This window comes from Pantoea sp. B_9 (assembly GCF_008632015.1).
Classification (GTDB): domain Bacteria; phylum Pseudomonadota; class Gammaproteobacteria; order Enterobacterales; family Enterobacteriaceae; genus Pantoea; species Pantoea dispersa.
The window spans coordinates 12,734-34,496 of record NZ_VWVL01000005.1 but is presented as its reverse complement, the minus strand read 5'-3'; the positions used below and the strand labels follow the sequence as shown (position 1 = coordinate 34,496).

The 21,763-nt window shown below is 56.1% G+C and carries 18 protein-coding genes and 5 tRNA genes; 20 read left to right on the top strand and 3 right to left on the bottom strand.

Translation table 11 applies throughout. The annotated features are described in order from the left end of the window. The first annotated feature begins 3 nt into the window (after window positions 1-3). Window positions 4-1,128: a murein hydrolase activator NlpD gene (gene nlpD, locus F3I21_RS15760; RefSeq protein WP_058776000.1), complete on the top strand. Its 1,125-nt coding sequence runs from the start codon at window positions 4-6 to the stop codon at window positions 1,126-1,128. Window positions 1,129-1,179: 51 nt separating this feature from the next. After that, window positions 1,180-2,172, top strand: coding sequence for an RNA polymerase sigma factor RpoS (gene rpoS / locus F3I21_RS15755; RefSeq protein WP_021507339.1), 993 nt, complete (start codon window positions 1,180-1,182; stop codon window positions 2,170-2,172). Between the two features lie 93 nt (window positions 2,173-2,265). Here the strand turns inward: rpoS and mutS are convergent, their stop codons facing one another. Continuing rightward, window positions 2,266-4,809 carry a DNA mismatch repair protein MutS gene (gene mutS / locus F3I21_RS15750; RefSeq protein ID WP_150059288.1) on the bottom strand — a complete coding sequence of 848 codons (2,544 nt, stop codon included), beginning with the start codon at window positions 4,807-4,809 and terminating at the stop codon, window positions 2,266-2,268. Between the two features lie 471 nt (window positions 4,810-5,280). Between mutS and mltB the strand changes: the two genes are divergently transcribed. From mltB to luxS, 17 genes are all read left to right on the top strand, one after another. Then, complete coding sequence (gene mltB, locus F3I21_RS15745) at window positions 5,281-6,363, top strand: lytic murein transglycosylase B (protein WP_127834480.1); 1,083 nt, start codon at window positions 5,281-5,283, stop codon at window positions 6,361-6,363. A gap of 86 nt (window positions 6,364-6,449) precedes the next feature. After that, window positions 6,450-6,785, top strand: a complete 336-nt coding sequence (locus F3I21_RS15740) for a zinc ribbon domain-containing protein YjdM (RefSeq protein ID WP_088516493.1) — start codon at window positions 6,450-6,452, stop codon at window positions 6,783-6,785. Between the two features lie 213 nt (window positions 6,786-6,998). Next, the gene (gene tam / locus F3I21_RS15735) at window positions 6,999-7,775 is read left to right on the top strand and encodes a trans-aconitate 2-methyltransferase (RefSeq protein ID WP_150059287.1); all 777 of its coding nucleotides are present in this window, start codon (window positions 6,999-7,001) and stop codon (window positions 7,773-7,775) included. A gap of 102 nt (window positions 7,776-7,877) precedes the next feature. Then, window positions 7,878-8,372: a nicotinamide-nucleotide amidase gene (gene pncC / locus F3I21_RS15730; RefSeq protein ID WP_150059286.1), complete on the top strand. Its 495-nt coding sequence runs from the start codon at window positions 7,878-7,880 to the stop codon at window positions 8,370-8,372. A gap of 93 nt (window positions 8,373-8,465) precedes the next feature. After that, window positions 8,466-9,536: a recombinase RecA gene (gene recA, locus F3I21_RS15725; RefSeq protein ID WP_021507334.1), complete on the top strand. Its 1,071-nt coding sequence runs from the start codon at window positions 8,466-8,468 to the stop codon at window positions 9,534-9,536. Between the two features lie 107 nt (window positions 9,537-9,643). Beyond that, the gene (locus tag F3I21_RS15720) at window positions 9,644-10,159 is read left to right on the top strand and encodes a regulatory protein RecX (RefSeq protein ID WP_223815705.1); all 516 of its coding nucleotides are present in this window, start codon (window positions 9,644-9,646) and stop codon (window positions 10,157-10,159) included. A gap of 135 nt (window positions 10,160-10,294) precedes the next feature. After that, entirely contained in the window at window positions 10,295-12,922 is a 2,628-nt protein-coding gene (gene alaS, locus F3I21_RS15715; RefSeq protein WP_021507332.1) for an alanine--tRNA ligase, read from the top strand. Window positions 12,923-13,171: 249 nt separating this feature from the next. Continuing rightward, on the top strand, window positions 13,172-13,357 hold the full coding sequence (csrA, locus tag F3I21_RS15710) for a carbon storage regulator CsrA (protein ID WP_058759760.1): 186 nt from the start codon (window positions 13,172-13,174) through the stop codon (window positions 13,355-13,357). Between the two features lie 308 nt (window positions 13,358-13,665). Next, window positions 13,666-13,758, top strand: a tRNA-Ser gene (locus F3I21_RS15705). Between the two features lie 9 nt (window positions 13,759-13,767). Beyond that, window positions 13,768-13,844, top strand: a tRNA-Arg gene (locus F3I21_RS15700). 99 nt (window positions 13,845-13,943) lie between these two features. Next, window positions 13,944-14,020 (top strand) — tRNA-Arg (locus F3I21_RS15695). 58 nt (window positions 14,021-14,078) lie between these two features. Then, window positions 14,079-14,155 (top strand) — tRNA-Arg (locus tag F3I21_RS15690). Between the two features lie 57 nt (window positions 14,156-14,212). Further along, window positions 14,213-14,289 (top strand) — tRNA-Arg (locus F3I21_RS15685). A 415-nt stretch (window positions 14,290-14,704) separates the two neighbouring features. Then, window positions 14,705-15,271, top strand: a complete 567-nt coding sequence (gene yqaB, locus F3I21_RS15680) for a fructose-1-phosphate/6-phosphogluconate phosphatase (protein WP_058759621.1) — start codon at window positions 14,705-14,707, stop codon at window positions 15,269-15,271. Beyond that, window positions 15,268-15,696: a YqaA family protein gene (locus F3I21_RS15675; RefSeq protein WP_021507330.1), complete on the top strand. Its 429-nt coding sequence runs from the start codon at window positions 15,268-15,270 to the stop codon at window positions 15,694-15,696. Before yqaB ends, F3I21_RS15675 begins: the two co-directional genes overlap by 4 nt. Window positions 15,697-15,727: 31 nt before the next feature. Beyond that, the gene (gene gshA / locus F3I21_RS15670) at window positions 15,728-17,332 is read left to right on the top strand and encodes a glutamate--cysteine ligase (RefSeq protein ID WP_150059285.1); all 1,605 of its coding nucleotides are present in this window, start codon (window positions 15,728-15,730) and stop codon (window positions 17,330-17,332) included. Window positions 17,333-17,482: 150 nt separating this feature from the next. Beyond that, on the top strand, window positions 17,483-17,998 hold the full coding sequence (gene luxS, locus F3I21_RS15665) for an S-ribosylhomocysteine lyase (protein ID WP_010617126.1): 516 nt from the start codon (window positions 17,483-17,485) through the stop codon (window positions 17,996-17,998). A gap of 57 nt (window positions 17,999-18,055) precedes the next feature. Here the strand turns inward: luxS and F3I21_RS15660 are convergent, their stop codons facing one another. Then, window positions 18,056-19,342 carry an HlyC/CorC family transporter gene (locus F3I21_RS15660; protein WP_021507328.1) on the bottom strand — a complete coding sequence of 429 codons (1,287 nt, stop codon included), beginning with the start codon at window positions 19,340-19,342 and terminating at the stop codon, window positions 18,056-18,058. A gap of 13 nt (window positions 19,343-19,355) precedes the next feature. Then, window positions 19,356-20,150 (bottom strand): inner membrane protein YpjD, encoded by a 795-nt coding sequence (locus tag F3I21_RS15655; RefSeq protein ID WP_010617128.1) that lies wholly within the window; start codon window positions 20,148-20,150, stop codon window positions 19,356-19,358. A 166-nt stretch (window positions 20,151-20,316) separates the two neighbouring features. On the opposite strand from F3I21_RS15655, the gene ffh reads away from it, so the two are divergent. Further along, window positions 20,317-21,678 carry a signal recognition particle protein gene (gene ffh, locus F3I21_RS15650; RefSeq protein WP_021507327.1) on the top strand — a complete coding sequence of 454 codons (1,362 nt, stop codon included), beginning with the start codon at window positions 20,317-20,319 and terminating at the stop codon, window positions 21,676-21,678. Window positions 21,679-21,763 lie beyond the last annotated feature (85 nt).

Here is a 21,763-nt window from a genome sequence, read left to right as displayed (position 1 = left end):
TCAATGAGCACGGGAAGCACAGTATTTCAATTACGCCGTCTGGCGGCACTTTCACTGGTCGGTTTTTGGCTGGCAGGCTGTAGCTCTGGCGACAACACACAAGCCCCCATCAGCCAGATTGGCAGCAACAGCGGCGACAGCGGTATGGCTGCTGCTCCCACCACTGGCGGCGGCATGATCGCCGCGCAGAACAGCACCGTGCCGGCGATGCCGCGTGGTGGAATGTTAAGCGGTGGTACACCATCGGCCGCGCCTGCGGGTGGAATGGTTAGTGGTAATAATAATGTGACCACCGAAAATGGTCGTATTGTGTACAATCGCAATTATGGGAATATTCCTAAAGGCAGCTACGGCGGTGAAACCTACACCGTTAAGCGAGGCGATACGCTGTTCTATATTGCCTGGATTACCGGCAATGATTTCCGCGATCTGGCACAGCGCAATAATATCGCGGCGCCCTATAGCCTGAGCGCCGGGCAGACGTTGCAGGTGGGTAACGGTAACGGTCAGACCATCACCGGTGGTAACGCGATAACCGCAGCGGATGCCACGCAGGGCGGCGTTCCGGTGGCATCGAATCAGACGCAAATTAAATCCACCCCTGTTGCACAGCAACCTGTTATTACGTATTCTGATGATTCGGGTTCGACAGGCGGGAAAATGCTGCCGTCGAAAGGGGCAAATAATGTGGCAACGACCACAGCTCCGGTTACCGCACCGCCCACAGTTAGCAGCACAACTAATAGCACAACACCAGTGGGAAGCTGGCGTTGGCCGACTGATGGGAAGATCATCGATAACTTCTCCGCTGCGGAAGGCGGAAACAAAGGGATCGATATCGCCGGGTCGCGTGGACAACCTGTCGTCGCCACTGCATCAGGAAGAGTGGTATACGCAGGCAACGCGCTCCGCGGGTACGGTAATTTAATCATCATCAAACACAACGATGATTACCTGAGTGCCTACGCCCACAACGATACCATGCTGGTCCGGGAACAACAGGAAGTTAAGGCGGGGCAAAAAATCGCTACCATGGGTAGCACCGGAACCAGTTCAGTAAGATTGCACTTTGAAATTCGTTACAAGGGGAAATCCGTAAACCCGTTGCGTTATTTACCGCAGCGATAATCCGGCAGAACCTTAGGTGTTCTGCCCTTGGATCACGGGTAGGAGCCGCTTATGAGCCAGAATACGCTGAAAGTTAATGAGTTACACGATGATGCGGAATTCGAGGAGAACGGAGCTGAGGTTTTTGATGAGAAGGCTCTCGTTGAGAACGAACCTGGTGATAATGAAGTAGCTGAAGAAGAGTTGCTGTCACAGGGTGCGACGCAACGCGTTCTGGATGCGACGCAGCTTTACCTCGGCGAGATTGGTTATTCACCACTGTTAACGGCGGAAGAAGAGGTGTTCTTCGCCCGTCGCGCATTACGCGGTGACATTCCTTCTCGTCGTCGCATGATCGAAAGTAACTTACGCCTGGTGGTAAAGATTGCCCGTCGTTATAGCAATCGTGGTCTGGCGCTGCTGGATCTGATTGAAGAGGGTAATCTCGGCCTGATTCGCGCCGTAGAGAAGTTTGACCCGGAACGCGGGTTCCGCTTCTCAACCTATGCCACCTGGTGGATTCGTCAGACCATTGAACGGGCTATCATGAACCAAACCCGTACTATTCGTCTGCCGATTCACATTGTTAAAGAACTGAACGTTTACCTGCGTACCGCGCGTGAACTGTCGCACAAGCTGGACCATGAGCCGAGTGCGGAAGAGATCGCCGAGCAGCTGGACAAGCCTGTTGATGACGTAAGCCGTATGTTGCGTCTCAACGAGCGCATTACGTCGGTTGATACGCCGTTAGGCGGTGATTCCGAGAAAGCGCTGCTGGATATCCTGGCCGATGAGAAAGACAACGGTCCGGAAGACACCACGCAGGACGATGATATGAAACAGAGCATCGTTAAGTGGTTGTTTGAACTCAATGCCAAGCAGCGTGAAGTGCTGGCACGTCGTTTCGGCCTGTTAGGCTATGAAGCGGCAACGCTGGAAGATGTGGGCCGCGAAATCGGTTTAACCCGTGAGCGTGTCCGTCAGATTCAGGTAGAAGGTCTGCGTCGTCTGCGCGAAATTCTGCAGACACAGGGTCTGAATATCGAAGCACTGTTCCGCGAATAAGCCGTAGCTGGCAATAAAAAACGGTGACCACAAGGTCACCGTTTTTTATGCCTGTCATTCAGGCCGGCGCGCCGCGCACGCGCCGGTGGCAGGTTACATCAGGGTTTTCAGACGGTAAATCCACTCCAGCGCCTGTTTGGGCGTCAGGCTGTCCGGATCGAGCGCTTCCAGCGCCTCCACTGCCGGCGAGGTTTCCGCCACCAGCAGCGGCAGCTGTGAGCCCTCCACCGTTGAGCCGGCAGAACTGCCCGACAGCGCTTCCAGCTCTTTTAGCTTGTGGCGCGCACGCTTAATCACCTCTTTCGGCACACCGGCCAGCGCCGCTACGGCCAGGCCGTAGCTCTTGCTCGCGGCGCCATCCTGCACGCTGTGCATAAAGGCAATGGTGTCACCGTGTTCCACCGCATCAAGATGCACATTCACCACGCCTTCCATTTTCTCCGGCAGGGTCGTGAGCTCGAAGTAGTGGGTAGCAAACAGCGTCATGGCTTTGATGCGATTCGCCAGGCTTTCGGCACAGGCCCAGGCGAGCGACAGGCCATCATAAGTGGACGTACCGCGGCCGATTTCGTCCATCAGCACCAGGCTGTTTTCGGTGGCGTTATGCAGAATGTTGGCGGTCTCGGTCATCTCGACCATAAAGGTAGAGCGACCGGAGGCGAGATCGTCGGCGGCACCGACACGGGTAAAGATACGATCGATGGGGCCGATCACCGTATCTTCCGCCGGCACATAGCTGCCGATCCAGGCCATCAGTGCAATCAGGGCCGTCTGCCGCATGTAAGTACTCTTACCGCCCATGTTGGGGCCGGTAATGATCAGCATGCGACGCTGCATCGAAAGCGACAGCGGGTTGGCAATGAACGGCTCTTTCAGCACCTGTTCCACCACCGGATGGCGGCCGGCAGTGATGCGAATCCCGGCTTTCTCCTGCAGCACCGGGCGGCAATAGTTTAGCGTCCAGGCGCGCTCTGCCAGGTTGGCCAGTACGTCCAGCTCTGCCAGCGCCGCGGCGCTCTGCTGCAGCGCTTCGAGGTGCGGCAGCAGGCGATCGAACAGCTCGTCATACAGGCTCTTTTCCAGCGCCAGCGCTTTGCCTTTCGACGTAAGGACCTTATCTTCGTACTCTTTCAGTTCGGGAATGATATAGCGCTCGGCATTTTTCAGCGTCTGGCGGCGGACGTAATGGATAGGCACCAGATGGCTCTGTCCGCGGCTGACCTGAATGTAATAGCCGTGCACAGCGTTGAAGCCAACCTTCAGCGTATCCAGCCCCAGTTTTTCGCGCTCGCGAATCTCCAGGCGGTCAAGGTAGTCGCTGGCGCCGTCGGCCAGCGCGCGCCACTCGTCCAGCTCGGCGTTATAGCCGGGCGCGATAACACCACCGTCGCGCACCAGCACCGGCGGCGATTCAATAATGGCGCTTTCCAGCAGTTCGCGCAGTTCGCTGAAATCCCCCATCCGGTCGCGCAGCACATTCAGATGAGGCGCGGCCACGCCCGCTAACTGGGTATTGAGTTCTGGTAATTGCTGGAAGGCATGACGCATACGCGCCAGATCGCGCGGACGCGCGGTGCGCAGCGCCAGACGTGCCAGAATACGCTCCAGATCGCCCACCTGGCGCAGCACCGGTTGCAGTTCTTCGCTCAGCGACTGCAGTTCGGCAATTGATTCCTGGCGACGCGTGATGGTGGCCACGTCGCGCAGCGGCATATGCAGCCAGCGCTTCAGCATGCGGCTGCCCATCGGCGTGACGGTTTTATCCAGCACCGCCGCGAGCGTATTTTCGCTGCCGCCCGCCAGATTCTGGGTGATTTCCAGATTGCGCCGGGTAGCCGCATCCATAATGACGCTGTCCTGCTGGCGCTCCATACTCAGCGAACGAATATGCGGCAGCGAAGTGCGCTGCGTATCTTTGACATATTGCAGCAGACAGCCCGCCGCGCGCAGCGCCAGATGCGCCTGCTCGACGCCAAAGCCGCTGAGATCGCGCGTGCCAAACTGCAGGTTCAACTGCTGACGCGCGGTGTCGATTTCAAATTCCCACAGCGGACGCCGCCGCAGCCCGCGGCGCTGATCGATCAGCGTCATGGCCTGCAAATCCTCCGGATAGAGCAACTCTGCCGGATTGGTACGCTGCAGTTCGGCCGCCATGGTCTCGATATCGCCCGGCTCGCTGAGGCGGAAACGCCCGGAGCTGATATCCAGCGTGGCATAGCCAAAACCGCGCTGGCTCTGGAAGATGGCTGCCAGCAGGTTATCCTGGCGCTCCTGCAGCAACGCTTCATCGCTGATGGTGCCGGGCGTCACAATGCGCACCACTTTACGCTCAACCGGCCCTTTGCTGAGTGCCGGATCGCCAATCTGCTCGCAGATCGCCACCGATTCGCCCAGCTGCACCAGCTTCGCCAGATAGCCTTCAACGGCATGATAGGGCACGCCGGCCATCGGGATCGGTTCACCGGCGGACGCACCGCGTTTGGTCAGCGAGATCTCCAGCAGCTGCGATGCGCGTCTGGCATCGTCGTAGAACAGCTCATAGAAATCGCCCATGCGATAAAACAGCAGGATGTCAGGATGATCGGCCTTCAGGCGCAGGTATTGCTGCATCATGGGGGTGTGGCCACTGAAGTCCATTTGCTCTGCTCCTTTCATCTCATTCTCACTCAGGATTCACTCTTTTGATTTCCGCTGGCTGGACAGGGCAGCCGGGGATGGATGGTTATCACACTGGCGGATAACGAAAGGGCAGATGTTAGCATTTTTGCGCAGCCCGCTTCATCCGCCAGCCGATGTTTCTGGCTGGCGACCATATCAAATTGCGACAGGCGGTAAAAAGCAAATTTTACGCGGCGGGGAAAACTGTGGAGCCAGCGCGCAAATTCGGCGCTTAGCCGCGGCCGGGCGAGGCCGCTGCCGTGCTACAGTTAAGCGTCAGTTCGGTCAGTGCACCCCTTACCTCAGCGGCGTTTTCATTACCTGACCAGAGATATGGCTGGTCATAACTGCAGAATCACCACGGGCGTAAATTTACGACATTGCTCTGTAAGTCGCTTCGTTGAACGATTACCATGAGCATTCGTGTTTCATCTGGCTTATGGATATCCGATGCGTTTTAAGGTTGCTCTTCTTCCGCTTATTTGTTTGCTTGCTGCCTGCAGCAGTAAGCCTGCCCCCCAGCAGCAATCCGCCGTTGTGCCTGCACCGAAAGGGGGGTTTTTACTGGAACCTTCTCACGCCATTCAGCCGATGTTTGGCGACTTTGCCGGTAACCCGGCGGCGGAACAATTTATCGATCAGATGGTGGCGAAGCACGGTTTCAACCGCGACCAGCTGCATGCAGTCATTGGTCAGGCGAAGCGACTGGATTACGTGCTGCGCCTGATGGATCAGCAGGCGCCGAGCTATACGCCGCCGACCGGGCCGAACGGCGCGTGGATTCGCTATCGCAATAAATTCATCACCCCGGATAACGTGCAGAACGGCGTCGCCTTCTGGAATCAGTATCAGGATGCGCTGCAGCGCGCCCAGCAGGTGTATGGCGTACCGCCGGAGATCATTGTCGGGATTATCGGGGTGGAAACACGCTGGGGTCGGGTGATGGGCAAAACCCGTCTGCTGGATGCGCTGGCGACGCTCTCGTTTAGCTATCCGCGCCGTGCCGCTTACTTCAGCAGTGAGCTGGAAACCTTCCTGCTGATGGCGCGCACCGAGCAGGACGATCCGCTGGATCTGCGCGGCTCTTTCGCCGGTGCCATGGGCTACGGCCAGTTTATGCCGTCCTCCTATAAGCAGTATGCGGTCGATTTTAACGGCGACGGCCATATCAATCTGTGGGATCCGGTGGATGCCATTGGCAGCGTTGCCAACTACTTTAAAGCGCACGGCTGGCGTTCCGGTGAAAACGTCGCCGTGCCCGCCAGCGGTCAGGCACCGGCGCTGGAGAACGGTTTCAAAACCTCTTATTCAGTGAATACGCTGGCGGCCAGCGGTCTGGCACCGCAGGGTTCGCTGGATGGCAACAGCCAGGTCAGCCTGCTGCGGCTGGATCTCGGCACCAGCTATCAATACTGGTACGGTCTGCCTAATTTCTACGTGATCACGCGCTACAACCACAGCACGCACTATGCCATGGCGGTGTGGCAGCTGGGGCAGGCGGTCGCCCAGGCGCGTCAGGGCAACATGCTTTAATACTGTCCTTATAAAGTATGAGGGTATAAGATGGCGCCCGTTTTGCGGTGCCTTCTTCATCGCATACCGACTACTGAGGAATATGTATGACGACTTTACCTGCCTGCCCGGCCTGCCAGGCAGACTACACCTGGCAGGAGGGTGATAACCTGAACTGCCCCTCCTGCGGCCATATCTGGTCCGCCAGCGCGGATGACAGCAGCGAAGGGCTGGTAGTGCGCGATGCCAACGGTAACCTGCTGGCAGATGGCGATAGCGTAACCGTAGTGAAAGATCTCAAGGTGAAAGGCAGCTCTTCCACCCTGAAAATCGGCACTAAAGTGAAAAGCATCCGTCTGGTTGAAGGTGACCACAATATCGATTGCAAAATCGACGGCTTCGGTCCGATGAAACTCAAATCTGAGTTTGTGAAAAAGAACTAATTGCAGGGCGGCCATGCGCCGTCCTGTTGTTTTTCCCCGCAGGATGCGGGAGCAACGACATCCGCACTCCTGCGCGCTATCACCACGCCTGAGCCTGCAGCACCTGACTCCGCTGCGCCATCCACACTTTTTCGGCAACCGCACTTTTCTCTTCGCGCCTCGCGCAGCAAAACAGGTAGTGTGTGACTCTTCCACACAGACAGGAGCGTTGCTATGCAAGACTGGAATCCCCAGCTGTATCGTCAGTTTGAATCTGAGCGTACGCGTCCGGCACAGGAGTTGCTGGCGCGTATTCCCGTCAACGAGGTGCGCTTTGCTACGGACCTGGGATGTGGCCCGGGCAACAGCACGGAACTGCTGGCGCACGCCTGGCCGCAGGCGCACATCACTGGCATCGACAGCTCTGAGGCGATGCTGGAACAGGCGCGGCAACGCCTGCCGGACTGTGACTTTCGTCAGGCCGATATCCGCAGCTGGCAGCCTGAGCAGCCGCAACAGGTCATTTATGCCAATGCGTCGCTGCAATGGCTGACCGACCACGAAACCTTGTTGCCGCATCTGGTAAACCAGCTGGCACCGGGCGGTGCACTGGCGGTGCAAATGCCGGATAACCTGCAGGAGCCGTCGCATCGTCTGATGCGTGAGGTGGCCGCCAGCTCACGCTGGCAGGCGCATATTTCGCCTCAGGCGGCAGAGCGTAAACGCCTGCTGAGCAGCGATTGCTACTATGATTTATTAGGCGATGCAGGCTGTCAGGTCGATATCTGGCGCACCACTTACTATCATCCGATGGCGGATGCGCAGGCGATTATCAGCTGGTTGCGTGCCACCGGGCTGCGTCCGTTCCTTGCCGCGCTGGATGAGGCGCAGCAGGCTGACTTTTTACACGACTATCATCAGGCGCTGCTGCCCGCTTACCCGACGCGCAGTAATGGACAGGTTTTGCTGGCCTTCCCGCGTTTATTTATGGTGGCAGTGAAAACGCGCTGACCCTGCCGGAACGCAGCGCGCAAAATGCGACGGCGGCGGTTGAAAAGTGCTTGTCGCCGCACCATTTACTGCTAACGTGAAGCGCCACAACAGGAGAAGGCGATGAACGACGAACAACTTCAGCAGCTCAGCCGCCGTATTGGCGAACAGCTCAGGCGCCGTCAGGCGACGGTGACGGCGGCGGAGTCCTGTACCGGTGGCTGGATTGCTAAGGTATTTACCGACATCAGCGGCAGTTCGGCGTGGTTTGAGCGCGGCTTTGTTACCTATAGCAATGAGGCCAAGCAGCAGATGGTTGGCGTGCAGGCGGCGACGCTGGCGCTGCACGGTGCCGTCAGTGAGCAAACGGTACGCGAAATGGTGACCGGCGCCTGTGCCGCGGCTGGCGCCGGCTATGGTATTGCGGTGAGCGGCATCGCCGGACCGGATGGCGGCACGGCTGAAAAGCCGGTCGGTACCGTCTGGTTTGCGCTGGCGGGTCCGGAGGGCCGCGTGCTGGCGCAGCGCCAGCAGTTTACCGGCGATCGCGATGCTGTCCGGCGTCAGTCGGTCAGCTGGGCGCTGCAGGCGCTGCTGGATGAATTTCTGACAAATTAAACTTGATACTGTATGACTATACAGTATAATTAGCGGCAACAGAACGAGCAGGCATACACGGTGCCCGCTCACCCGGCATGATTAGGAGTGGAAATGGCGATTGACGAGAACAAACAGAAGGCTTTAGCTGCCGCGCTGGGCCAGATTGAGAAACAATTTGGTAAAGGCTCCATCATGCGCCTGGGTGAAGACCGCTCGATGGATGTTGAAACCATCTCTACCGGCTCCCTGTCGCTGGACATCGCGCTGGGCGCAGGTGGCCTGCCAATGGGCCGTATCGTTGAGATCTACGGACCTGAGTCCTCCGGTAAAACCACGCTGACCCTGCAGGTCATTGCTGCTGCGCAGCGTAAAGGCAAAACCTGTGCCTTTATCGATGCCGAGCACGCGCTGGATCCGGTATACGCCAAGAAACTGGGCGTCGACATTGATAACCTGCTGTGTTCGCAGCCGGATACCGGTGAGCAGGCGCTGGAGATCTGTGATGCGCTGGCCCGTTCGGGTGCGGTAGACGTGATCATCGTTGACTCCGTGGCGGCGCTGACGCCGAAAGCGGAAATCGAAGGTGAAATCGGTGATTCGCACATGGGTCTGGCTGCGCGTATGATGAGCCAGGCGATGCGTAAGCTGGCGGGTAACCTCAAGCAGTCCAACACGCTGCTGATCTTCATCAACCAGATTCGTATGAAGATTGGTGTGATGTTCGGTAACCCGGAAACCACCACCGGTGGTAACGCCCTGAAGTTCTATGCCTCCGTGCGTCTGGATATCCGCCGTATCGGCGCCATTAAAGAGGGCGACGAAGTGGTGGGGAGCGAAACCCGCGTTAAAGTGGTGAAGAACAAAGTGGCAGCACCGTTTAAGCAGGCTGAGTTCCAGATCATGTACGGTGAAGGCATCAACACCTTCGGCGAGCTGGTTGACCTCGGCGTGAAGCACAAACTGGTGGAAAAAGCCGGTGCGTGGTACAGCTACAACGGCGATAAAATCGGCCAGGGTAAAGCGAACGCCACCAACTTCCTCAAAGAGAACCCGGCGATTGCCAATGAGCTCGACGTTAAGCTGCGTGACATGCTGCTGACCGGTGCAACGGCAGAAGCGGCAACAGCGGATAGCGCGGCTGATAAATACGAAGAAGCCAGCGAAACCAACGAAGATTTCTAACCATACCCACGGGAGCAGCAATGCTCCCGTTTTGCTTTTTCCCGCCCGTGCTTTTCCTCTCTGCCTTCTTGCTTTACCCTGCGCAACAGTCACAACAAGGTAATCCTATGTCATCGACCTCATCACAGGCTCCGGAGCCAACCTTTTCCCGGGTACTCGATCGTGCCATGCGTATTTTGTCGCAGCGCGACCATAGCCGCGACGAGCTGAAACGCAAACTGCAGCTGAACAATCAGCGTGCGGCCTGGCTGCAGCAGCAGGAGAGCCAGCCGATACCGGAAGCGCTGCTGGAGAAAGTGCTCGACTGGTGTCAGGAGAATGGCTGGCTCAACGACCAGCGTTTTACTGAACGCTTTATTCAGAGTCGCGCGCGCAAAGGCTATGGTCCACAGCGGGTGCGCATGGAGCTGCAGCAAAAAGGCATCGACCGTGATGAAATCAACCAGGCGCTGTTCGACAGCGAGGTTGACTGGAGTCAGTGCGCGGCCGAGGTCGCTAAACGTAAATTCGGCGAACCGCTGCCGCAAAGCTGGGCGGAAAAAAGCAAAGTCCAGCGCTTTCTGATGTCGAAAGGCTTTATGATGGAAGACATTCAGGCGATTTTCAGAAATATTGACGACTGAAAGGCGATGGGATTTTACTTCCCATTGAAGAAAATTTATCTTATTCCCACTTTTTGTTCCTCAGTCAGTGGCGGGCCGGGCGCATGCGGTTTGCCAGCGAAAGGGAACGTTCGTTAGCGTGATTCCAGGAATTTTATGAGCAAGAGCACTGCTGAGATCCGTCAAGCGTTTCTCGACTTTTTTCATAGCAAGGGACATCAGGTTGTAGCCAGCAGCTCCCTCGTACCAAACAACGATCCGACGTTGCTGTTTACTAACGCCGGCATGGTGCAATTTAAAGACGTTTTCCTTGGTCAGGACAAGCGCGATTATTCGCGCGCCACCACGTCGCAGCGCTGCGTGCGTGCCGGCGGTAAGCACAATGACCTGGAAAACGTCGGCTACACCGCGCGTCACCACACCTTCTTTGAAATGCTGGGCAACTTCAGCTTTGGCGACTACTTCAAGAAAGAAGCCATTGCCTACGCCTGGGAACTGCTGACGGGCGAGCAGTGGTTTAAGCTGCCGAAAGAGCGTCTGTGGGTAACCGTATACGAAACCGATGACGAAGCCTTTGAAATCTGGGCCAATGACATCGGCGTACCGCGCGAACGTATTATCCGCATTGGCGATAATAAAGGCGGTGCTTACGCCTCTGACAACTTCTGGCAGATGGGTGACACCGGCCCTTGCGGTCCGTGCACCGAAATCTTCTACGATCACGGCGACCATATCTGGGGCGGCCCTCCGGGCAGTCCGGAAGAAGATGGCGATCGCTATATCGAAATCTGGAACATCGTGTTCATGCAGTTCAACCGTCAGGCCGACGGCACCATGCAGCCACTGCCGAAACCGTCGGTGGATACCGGTATGGGCCTTGAGCGTATCGCCGCGGTACTGCAGCATGTGAACTCCAACTATGAAATCGATCTGTTCGCGAAGCTGATTAACGCGGTGGCGCAGGTAACCGGCGCCACCGATCTGAACAACAAATCACTGCGCGTGATCGCCGACCACATCCGTTCATGTGCCTTCCTGATTGCCGATGGTGTCATCCCGTCGAATGAAAACCGAGGCTATGTGCTGCGCCGCATCATTCGTCGCGCGGTGCGTCATGGCAACATGCTGGGCGCGAAAGAAGCGTTCTTCTACAAACTGGTGGCTCCGCTGATCGAGGTGATGGGCGCAGCAGGTGAGGATCTCAAGCGTCAGCAGAAGCACGTTGAGAACGCCCTGAAAAATGAAGAAGAGCAGTTTGCTAAAACGCTGGAGCGTGGCCTGGCACTGCTGGACGACGAGCTGGCGAAGCTGAAAGGCGACACCCTCGACGGCGAAACGGTGTTCCGTCTGTATGACACCTTCGGCTTCCCGGCGGACCTGACTGCTGACGTATGCCGTGAGCGCAATCTGAAGATTGACGAAGCGGGCTTTGAAGCGGCGATGGAGCAGCAGCGTCAGCGTGCGCGTGAAGCCAGCGGCTTCGGTACCGATTACAACACGGTTATCCGCTTTGATACGCCGACTCAATTCAAAGGTTACGACCACCTCTCGCTCGAGGCGACGGTGCAGGCGCTGTTTGTGGACGGCCAGCAGGTTGAGCAGGTGGCTGCAGGGCAGGATGCGGTGGTGATTCTGGATCAGACCCCGTTCTACGGTGAGTCTGGCGGCCAGGTGGGCGATACCGGCACCCTGACCGGGCAAAATGCTGAATTTAGCGTGCAGGATACGCAAAAATATGGCAAAGCCTTTGGTCATATCGGTAAGCTACGCCAGGGTCAGCTGCGGGTGGGCGATCGCCTGCAGGCGCAGGTCGATGAAGTGCGTCGTTCGCGCATCATCCTTAACCACTCCGCGACGCATCTGATGCACGAAGCGTTGCGCGAAGTGCTGGGCGATCACGTTGGCCAGAAAGGCTCGCTTAACAACGACAAGTACCTGCGTTTTGACTTCTCACACGGCGAAGCCATGAAGCCGCAGCAGATTCGTGCGGTTGAGGATATCGTTAACGCCCAGATTCGCCGCAACCTGCCTATCACCACTAACGTGATGGACCTGGAAGAGGCGAAAGCGCTGGGCGCCACCGCGCTGTTCGGTGAAAAGTACGATCAGCGTGTGCGCGTGGTCAGCATGGGCGAGTACTCCATTGAGCTGTGTGGCGGTACGCACGCGGCCCGTACCGGTGACATCGGCCTGTTCCGCATTCAGGGCGAAGCCGGCACGGCGGCGGGTATTCGCCGTATCGAAGCGGTGACCGGTGAAGCCGCGATTGCACAACTGCATGCGCAGAGCGATCAGCTAACCGACATTGCTCAGGTGGTGAAAGCCAACCACAGTAATCTGAACGAGAAAGTGCGCGGACTGGTAGAAAACGTGCGTGCGCTGGAGAAAGAGCTGCAACAGCTACGCGATCAGCAAGCGGCGCAGGAAAGCGCTTCACTGAGTAGCAAAGCGGTTGAGGTGAAGGGCGCGAAACTGCTGGTAAGCGAACTCAGCAATGTCGAGCCAAAAATGCTGCGCACGATGGTGGACGATCTGAAAAATCAGCTTGGTTCTGCTGTCATCGTACTGGCAACCGTTGCAGAAGGTAAGGTGTCGCTGATTGCTGGCGTCACCAAAGATCTGACCGATCGGGTGAAGGCCGGTGAGCTGATTGGCGAACTGGCTGCGCAGGTCGGCGGTAAAGGCGGCGGGCGTCCGGACCTGGCGCAGGCTGGCGGAACCGACGCCCAGGCACTTTCTGGCGCGCTGGCTGGCGTGCCGGAGTGGGTGAGTAACCGGCTGTAACGAAATAAAATTAAGCATCGTGAAGAGCGCCAGGAACATCTGTTTCGGCGCTTTTTAACGCGGTGTGCACCAGGTAATGACAAAGTCCGGTTGATGTAGTGTATTTCGGCTAAACTAACTATCAGCAGAATGTATTGGCATGGCAGAACACAATGGTGTATTTGTCATAGGCATTGTTCAGCGTTATATGATGGATATGGCCGGGAGACCGAACAGGCCCGACTCTTTTAATCTTTCAAGGAGCAAAGAATGCTTATTCTAACTCGTCGAGTTGGTGAAACCCTCATGATTGGTGATGAGGTAACTGTAACGGTGCTGGGTGTTAAGGGTAACCAGGTCCGCATAGGCGTAAACGCGCCAAAAGAAGTGTCGGTTCACCGTGAAGAGATCTATCAGCGCATCCAGGCTGAAAAAACACAGATTACACCTCAATAACGTATTCAGTGCCTCGCTATGTGGCGAGGCGCTACCGCTTCTCTTTCCTCCCGTCGTTGTTTTTATCCGTTCACGCTCTCCTGATTTTTCCGCGAATTATGTCGGCTGCCGCACGCTTTTACTGTTGATAAATCACTCTTTTTGTCGGCAAAACATGCGGATTGCACGTCATTTGCGCAATCAAACCTGAATCGGTAAAAAGTCGGGAAAAATTGTTTGACTTATAAGTCCGGGAAAGTAATATGTGCGCCACGCAGTGCCGATGAGCGGAAACAAAGTTCAAAAGCACGGTTCGCAAGAACGCGTAAGGTGAGGTGGCCGAGAGGCTGAAGGCGCTCCCCTGCTAAGGGAGTATGCGGTCAAAAGCTGCATCCGGGGTTCGAATCCCCGCCTCACCGCCATTTTCCGATGCATCCATAGCTCAGCTGGATAGAGTACTCGGCTACGAACCGAGCGGTCGGAGGTTCGAATCCTCCTGGATGCACCATCTTCGGATATGGTATTTACTTCAGAGTAGTAAGAGTGAACGAGCAGTTCCTTTCATGGTGAGTTGTTAGCACCCTGCGTTGTACAAGAATCATTTAATGCATCCATAGCTCAGCTGGATAGAGTACTCGGCTACGAACCGAGCGGTCGGAGGTTCGAATCCTCCTGGATGCACCATTCTTTGTATCATTCCCAGGTTGATTTCAGTTAGTCCATCGTAAGAAAATCTCTCAATGCATCCATAGCTCAGCTGGATAGAGTACTCGGCTACGAACCGAGCGGTCGGAGGTTCGAATCCTCCTGGATGCACCATTCTTGTATCATTCCCAGATTGGTTTCAGTTAGTCCATCGTAAGAAAATCTCTCAATGCATCCATAGCTCAGCTGGATAGAGTACTCGGCTACGAACCGAGCGGTCGGAGGTTCGAATCCTCCTGGATGCACCATCTTCTCCGATTTGGAAAGTGCCTCAGTGTGTCATGATGCGATAATCGTTCAGGACGTACTAAGGAGGATAACGTTGCTTCAGCAACGGCCCGCAGGGTGAGGCGCCAGCCGAATCATCCTCCTGGATGCACCATCTTCTAAAGATTAGATTTGTCATCAGCTCAGTTCTGACATCGCAACTCTTCATTCCTGACCCGATTCAACATCCGCATTCCGAAAGATTTTCTCACGCGCCGTCTCCATCAAAAAATCACTGCATTTACCGCCATTTATCGCCGGTCGCGCGCTCTGACCTTATTCTGAAAACGAAAATTGCTAATGCTTTCAAAGCATTTGCGGTTAAGCCTGCCTGGCGACAACCTGAGCGCATTACGCTAAAGTAATGGCTCATTTTGTGGTGTTAATGGAGTCACAATGTACGACCACTATGACGCCCTGATTTTCGATATGGACGGCACCATTCTTGATACCGAGCCGACACATCGAAAAGCCTGGCAGCAGGTGCTGAGCCGCTATGGTTTCACCATGGACGAAGCAAAGATGGTGGCATTCAACGGGGCACCCACCTGGCAACTGGCCCGCTACATTCTGGAACAGAATCAGGCGCAGCACGATCCGCATCAGCTGGCGGCAGAGAAAACTGCGGCATTGAAAGCGATGCTGCTGGAAGACGTGCGTCCGCTGCCACTGATGGAGGTGGTCAAAGCCTATCACGGTCGCCGTCCGATGGCGGTTGGCACTGGCAGCGAACACAGCTTAGCCAAAGCGCTGCTGGAAGCGCTCAACGTTTATCATCTGTTTGATGCGGTAGTCGGCGCGGACGATGTCCAGCGTCATAAGCCGCAGCCTGATACCTTCTTACGCTGTGCAGAGCTGATGGGCGTTGCGCCTGCGCGCTGCGTGGTATTCGAGGATGCTGACTTTGGCGTGCAGGCGGCTAAAGCGGCGGGCATGGATGTGGTTGATGTCCGTTTACTGTGAATGAATTTCTGACGTATGGATCGTTATTCGGCAGTAGCTTTCTGAGTGCAACGCTGCTTCCGGGCAGCTCAGAAGCGGTGCTGATTGCGTTATTGATCGCCCAGAAAGGGTCGGTCTATGGATTGTTACTGGCTGCATCAGTGGGAAACACGCTGGGTGGCCTGACCAACATTCTTCTTGGTCGCCTGATGCCAGCAACAGGGCAGGGGCGATGGCACGACACAGCAATGACGTGGCTACAACGATGGGGACCCGCAGCGCTGCTGTTTAGCTGGCTGCCAGTGGTGGGCGATTTACTCTGCGTGCTCGCAGGGTGGTTGCGCTTCTCCTGGCTGCCCTGCGTGCTGTTTCTCGCCCTGGGTAAAACGCTGCGTTATATCGTTATCGCGACCGCCACTTTACAAGGTATGCAATGGTGGCATTGATTCGCACAGATTCGAGGCTACGGTTAACATTATGCTGAACAAAAATAAAATATTCACACAGCGGGAGGTTAATGTGATCCCGGACGTATCAAAAGCGCTCTCCTGGCTGGAAGCGCATCCCGACGCGTTAAAGGGTATCGGCCGTGGCATTGAACGTGAAACACTTCGCGTCCAGCCGAATGGTCATCTGGCTACCACTGGCCACCCTGAATCGCTGGGTTCAGCGCTGAAGCACGACTGGATTACCACCGATTTTGCTGAAACGCTGCTGGAGTTCATCACCCCGGTGGATCAGAACATCGATCGCTCCCTGGCATTTCTGCGTGACATCCACCGTCACGTGGCGCGCGAGCTGGGCGACGAGCGCATGTGGCCGTTCAGTATGCCGGGCTATGTTGAAGATGTGGACAACATTGAGCTGGCGCAGTACGGCAGCTCCAATATCGGCAAAATGAAAACCCTGTATCGTCAGGGGCTGAAAAACCGCTACAGCGCGCTGATGCAGATTATTTCTGGCGTGCACTATAACTTCTCGCTGCCGCTGTCGTTCTGGCAGGAGTGGGCGGATGTCAAAGACGCGGAGAGCGGCAAAGAGACCATCTCGGCGGGTTATCTGCGCCTGATTCGCAACTACTATCGCTACGGCTGGGTGATTCCTTACCTGTTTGGCGCTTCGCCAGCCATCTGCTCTTCCTTCCTGCAGGGACGGGAAAGTAAGCTGCCGTTCGAAACCAACGGCGAAGGAACATTGTGGCTGCCGTATGCCACGTCGCTGCGCCTGAGTGATTTGGGCTACACCAATAAATCACAAAGCGGGCTGGGCATTACCTTCAATTCGCTGGAAGGGTATGTCGCTGCGCTGAAAGCGGCGATCAAAACACCGTCTGCCGAATATGCGGCGATGGGCACCAAGGACGCGGAGGGCAACTGGCTGCAGCTCAATACCAACGTGCTGCAAATCGAGAACGAACTGTACGCACCGATTCGTCCAAAACGCGTGACCCGCTCGGGTGAGGCGCCGTCCGATGCGCTGCTGCGCGGCGGCATTGAGTACATTGAAGTGCGTTCGCTGGACATCAACCCGTTCTCTGCCATCGGTGTGGACGCCGATCAGGCGCGCTTCCTCGATCTGTTCCTGATTTGGTGTACGCTGGCCGATGCGCCGGAGATGAGCGCAGATGAGCTGCTGTGCAGCCGGAAAAACTGGAACCGCGTGGTGCTGGAAGGGCGCAAGCCGGGTCAGGTGATCGGCGTGGGCTGCAGTGATACGGAACATCTGCTGGTTGATGTCGGTAAAGCGCTGTTTGCCGATCTGCGCCGGGTGGCTGAAGTGCTGGATAGCAACGACGGCAGCACGCAATATCAACAGGTTTGCGATCAACTGGTAGCGTCGTTTGACGATCCTGAGCTAACCTATTCGGCGCGCATTCTGCAAGCCATTAAAGAGCAGGGGCTGACCGGAGCCGGCGTGGCGCTGGCCGAGCAGTATCGTCATCTGCTGTGCGAAGAGCCGCTGGAAATTCTCACCGAAGCCGATTTTAGCCGTCAGGCGCAGGAGTCGGTGCTGAAACAGCAGCAGCTGGAGCAGAGTGATACACTGGATTTTGCCAGCTATCTGGCAGGTCGCGAAGGCTAGAAAAGAAAATGGCCACATCACTGTGGCCTAAATTAACATCTCTGTTGTCAGGGATGATGATAACAAATGCGCGTCTTTCATATATTCAGACGTTGGGCGAACAGAAAAGTTTCATCGTTTTAAAAAAAATCTCAAAACAGGAGGTGACGTATGCCACTACTGGATAGTTTTACTGTTGATCACACCATCATGGGCGCGCCAGCGGTACGCGTGGCGAAGACCATGAACACTCCGCATGGCGATACCATCACCGTTTTCGATCTGCGTTTCTGCCGTCCGAACATCGACATCCTGACCGAACGCGGCATCCACACGCTGGAGCACCTGTTCGCGGGCTTCATGCGTAACCACCTCAACGGTGACGGCGTGGAAATCGTCGATATCTCACCGATGGGCTGCCGCACCGGCTTCTACATGAGCCTGATTGGTACGCCAGACGAGCAGCGCGTGGCAAAAGCGTGGAAAGGTGCGATGGAAGATGTGCTGAAGGTAAAAGATCAGAACCAGATTCCGGAACTGAACGAATACCAGTGCGGCAGCTACAAGCTGCACTCGCTGGACGAAGCGCAGCAGATTGCGCGCAACGTACTGGCGCACGACATTGGCGTTAACCGCAATGAAGATCTGAAGCTGCCGGCTGAAAAGCTGAAAGAGCTGCAACTCTAGTTCCCGCTTCAGCCATAAAAAACGCCGCGATTATCGCGGCGTTTTGTTTTTATCGTCTCAGGAACCGATGGACGCTTTCAGCGGCTGATGCGGCGTAATGCGCACCTGCTTCACCATGTTGTCCTGCACATCAAGAATATCAATGTCGTAATGGCCAACCTGTACTTGCGTGTCCATCTGCGGGATCTCTTCCAGCGCTTCCAGCAGCATACCGTTGATGGTGCGCGCTTCCTCTTCCGGCAACGTCCAGTTGAAGGCCTTATTGATTTCCCGCACGTTGGCGCTGCCTTCAATTAATACCGAACCGTCGTTTTGCGGCATCACTTCTTCGGCCAGTGACGGTGACATGGAGGTGGTAAAGTCGCCGACGATCTCTTCCAGAATATCTTCAATGGTAACCAGTCCTTTGATGTCGCCGTACTCATCGATCACCAGCCCCACTTTCTTCTTATTGCGCTGGAATTTTACCAGCTGCACGTTAAGAGGCGTACCTTCCGGCACGTAGTAGATTTCATCGGCAGCGCGCAGCAGTCGCTCTTTATTGAACTCTTTTTTCTCAGCCATCATGCGCCACGCTTCGCGCACGCGCAGCATGCCGACGCTATCGTCCAGTGAGTCGCGGAACAGCACAATACGGCCATGCGGTGAGTTGCTGAGCTGACGCTCGATGGACTTCCACTCATCGTTAATGTTGATGCCGACGATCTCATTGCGCGGCACCATGATGTCGTCAACGTTGACCTTCTCAAGGTCCAGCACCGACAGCAGCATATCCTGGTTGCGGCGCGACATCAGCGAGCGGGATTCATATACGATAGTGCGCAGCTCTTCTTTGCTGAGGGCGGAATTAATCGACCCTTCGGTCTTAATGCCCACCATGCGCATCAGAATGCGGGTAATGGTATTGAGCAGCCACACCAGCGGCAGCATTACGTACTGCAGCGGCGCCAGCAGAAAACTGCTGGGGTACGCGACTTTTTCCGGATAGAGCGCCGCAACGGTTTTGGGCAGCACTTCGGCAAACACCAGCACCACGAAGGTCAGCACGCCGGTGGCGATGGCCACGCCGGCATCGCCGTACAGGCGCATACCGACAATGGTGCCGAGCGCCGAGGCGAGAATATTCACGAGGTTGTTACCGATCAGCACCAGGCTAATCAGACGGTCGGGGCGACGCAGCAGTTTCTCAACGCGACGCGCGCTGCGGTTGCCGCTTTTGGCTTTGTGGCGCAGTTTGTAGCGGTTGAGCGTCATCATGCCGGTCTCTGAACCCGAGAAGTAGGCCGAGACCAGCACCATAATGATCAGCGTGATAATGAGCGTGGTGGTTGAAACATGTTCCAACGCAAAAATTCCTTTAGTGAGAGGTGAGCAGGTGCTGCAGAACGCGGCTGCCGAAATAGGCCATGGTCAGCAGCAGCGCACCGCCGCAGTTGAACCACACCACACGGCGACCGCGCCAGCCTTCATGATAGTGGCCCCACAGCAGCACGATGTAGACAAACCAGGCGATAATCGACAGCACCGCTTTATCAATGTTTTCCGGGCTGAACAGATTATTCATAAAGAACAGGCCGGTACACAGCACCAGCGTCAGCAATACCACGCCAATCTGCGTGATGTGGAACATCTTACGCTCGATGCTGAGCAGCGGCGGCATATCCTGGGTAAACGTCAGCTTTTTGTTCTTTAACTGATAGTCGATCCACGCCAGCTGCAGCGCATACAGCGCCGCGATGATCAGCGTGGCATAGGCAAACAGCGACAGACCGATATGCACCATCATGCCAGGGGTGGTCTCAAGATGGGTGATAAAGGCGTTTGGCACAAAGGTGGCGAAGGCCAGATTGATCAGCGCAAAACTGTAAACAATTGGCAGCAGCAGCCAGCCGCGATTGCGCGACGCGACGATAGTCATGATGGCGCAGATGAGCAAACTGACCAGCGAACCAATATTCAGCAGGCTAAGATTTTGTCCATTATCGACGGCAAATATGCGTTGCTGCAGCGCTACCGCATGGGCAATCAGCGCCACGCAGGCGGATAACACGGCAAAACGCCGCCAGCCGCTATTGCGTTTCAGCAGGCTCGGAATGATCAATGCAAGACTGAGAGAGTAGGCGAACAGCGCCACGATCGCGAAAACGAACATAGATCCTTTCAGGTGTCGGTCAGATAAGGAAAAAAGCAGTATAGCGCCAGCGGCAGCAGGCTCCAAACGATCTCACGGTCAATTGCAGAGATCGGCCTGGCTTCGTGTTATAATCCGCCGCATTGTGTCGCCCTGGCGGCCTCGCTACGCTATTAAGTGAGAGAGCATGTTTGATAATTTAACCGATCGTTTGTCGCAAACCCTGCGCAATATCAGTGGCCGCGGAAGGCTGACCGAAGACAACATCAAAGATACGCTGCGCGAAGTGCGTATGGCGCTGCTGGAGGCCGACGTTGCGCTGCCGGTAGTGCGCGATTTCATCAACCGCGTGAAAGAAGCCGCGGTAGGTCAGGATGTAAACAAAAGCCTGACGCCGGGTCAGGAGTTTATCAAAATCGTGCGCAACGAACTGGTTGCGGCGATGGGGGCCGAAAATAACGCGCTGAACCTCAATGCTCAGCCGCCGGCCGTGGTGCTGATGGCGGGCCTGCAGGGTGCAGGTAAAACCACCAGCGTCGGTAAGCTCGGTAAATTCCTGCGCGAAAAGCACAAGAAAAAGGTGCTGGTGGTGTCTGCGGACGTCTACCGCCCGGCGGCGATCAAACAGCTGGAAACCCTGGCGCAGCAGGTCGGTGTGGATTTCTGTCCGTCCGACCTCAGCCAGAAGCCGGTGGATATCGTTAACAACGCGCTGAAAGAAGCGCGTCTGCAGTTCTATGACGTGCTGCTGGTGGATACCGCCGGTCGTCTGCACGTTGACGAAGCGATGATGGATGAGATCAAACAGGTGCACGCCGCGATCAATCCGGTTGAAACGCTGTTTGTTGTCGATGCCATGACCGGTCAGGATGCCGCCAATACCGCGAAAGCGTTCAACGAAGCGCTGCCGCTTACCGGTGTGATCCTGACCAAAGTTGACGGCGATGCGCGCGGCGGTGCGGCGCTGTCGATTCGTCACATCACCGGCAAGCCGATCAAATTTATGGGGATGGGCGAGAAGACCGATGCGCTGGAGGCTTTCTATCCGGACCGTATCGCATCGCGCATTCTCGGCATGGGCGACGTGCTGTCGCTGATTGAAGATATAGAGAGCAAAGTTGACCGCGAGCAGGCGGAAAAGCTGGCGAAGAAGCTGAAAACCGGCGACGGTTTCGATCTTAACGACTTCCTGGAGCAGCTTAAGCAGATGCGCAACATGGGCGGCATGGCTAGCCTGATGGGCAAACTGCCGGGCATGGGCCAGCTGCCGGATAACGTTAAATCGCAGATGGATGACAAAGTGCTGGTGCGCATGGAAGCCATCATCAATTCGATGACGCGCAAAGAGCGTGAGAAGCCAGAGATCATCAAAGGTTCGCGCAAGCGCCGTATCGCTACCGGTTCCGGTATGCAGGTGCAGGACGTCAACCGGCTGCTGAAGCAGTTTGATGATATGCAGCGCATGATGAAGAAAATGAAGAAGGGCGGCATGGCCAAAATGATGCGTGGCATGAAAGGCATGATGCCGCCAGGATTCCCCGGCCGCTAAGGCGACACAGCCCGAACCAGAAAAGTGAGACACTCAGGTTGCTTTTTGCGCCAAAATGAGTAAAATTTTCGGGCTTTTTATATTG

What these genes read in the sequence shown, in the direction of transcription:
- nlpD (WP_058776000.1), top strand. Translation starts at nt 4, where the DNA reads ATGAGCACGGGAAGCACAGTATTTCAATTACGCCGTCTGGCGGCACTT.
- rpoS (WP_021507339.1), top strand. Translation starts at nt 1,180, where the DNA reads ATGAGCCAGAATACGCTGAAAGTTAATGAGTTACACGATGATGCGGAA.
- mutS (WP_150059288.1), bottom strand. Translation starts at nt 4,809, where the DNA reads ATGGACTTCAGTGGCCACACCCCCATGATGCAGCAATACCTGCGCCTG.
- mltB (WP_127834480.1), top strand. Translation starts at nt 5,281, where the DNA reads ATGCGTTTTAAGGTTGCTCTTCTTCCGCTTATTTGTTTGCTTGCTGCC.
- F3I21_RS15740 (WP_088516493.1), top strand. Translation starts at nt 6,450, where the DNA reads ATGACGACTTTACCTGCCTGCCCGGCCTGCCAGGCAGACTACACCTGG.
- tam (WP_150059287.1), top strand. Translation starts at nt 6,999, where the DNA reads ATGCAAGACTGGAATCCCCAGCTGTATCGTCAGTTTGAATCTGAGCGT.
- pncC (WP_150059286.1), top strand. Translation starts at nt 7,878, where the DNA reads ATGAACGACGAACAACTTCAGCAGCTCAGCCGCCGTATTGGCGAACAG.
- recA (WP_021507334.1), top strand. Translation starts at nt 8,466, where the DNA reads ATGGCGATTGACGAGAACAAACAGAAGGCTTTAGCTGCCGCGCTGGGC.
- F3I21_RS15720 (WP_223815705.1), top strand. Translation starts at nt 9,644, where the DNA reads ATGTCATCGACCTCATCACAGGCTCCGGAGCCAACCTTTTCCCGGGTA.
- alaS (WP_021507332.1), top strand. Translation starts at nt 10,295, where the DNA reads ATGAGCAAGAGCACTGCTGAGATCCGTCAAGCGTTTCTCGACTTTTTT.
- csrA (WP_058759760.1), top strand. Translation starts at nt 13,172, where the DNA reads ATGCTTATTCTAACTCGTCGAGTTGGTGAAACCCTCATGATTGGTGAT.
- yqaB (WP_058759621.1), top strand. Translation starts at nt 14,705, where the DNA reads ATGTACGACCACTATGACGCCCTGATTTTCGATATGGACGGCACCATT.
- gshA (WP_150059285.1), top strand. Translation starts at nt 15,728, where the DNA reads ATGCTGAACAAAAATAAAATATTCACACAGCGGGAGGTTAATGTGATC.
- luxS (WP_010617126.1), top strand. Translation starts at nt 17,483, where the DNA reads ATGCCACTACTGGATAGTTTTACTGTTGATCACACCATCATGGGCGCG.
- F3I21_RS15655 (WP_010617128.1), bottom strand. Translation starts at nt 20,150, where the DNA reads ATGTTCGTTTTCGCGATCGTGGCGCTGTTCGCCTACTCTCTCAGTCTT.
- ffh (WP_021507327.1), top strand. Translation starts at nt 20,317, where the DNA reads ATGTTTGATAATTTAACCGATCGTTTGTCGCAAACCCTGCGCAATATC.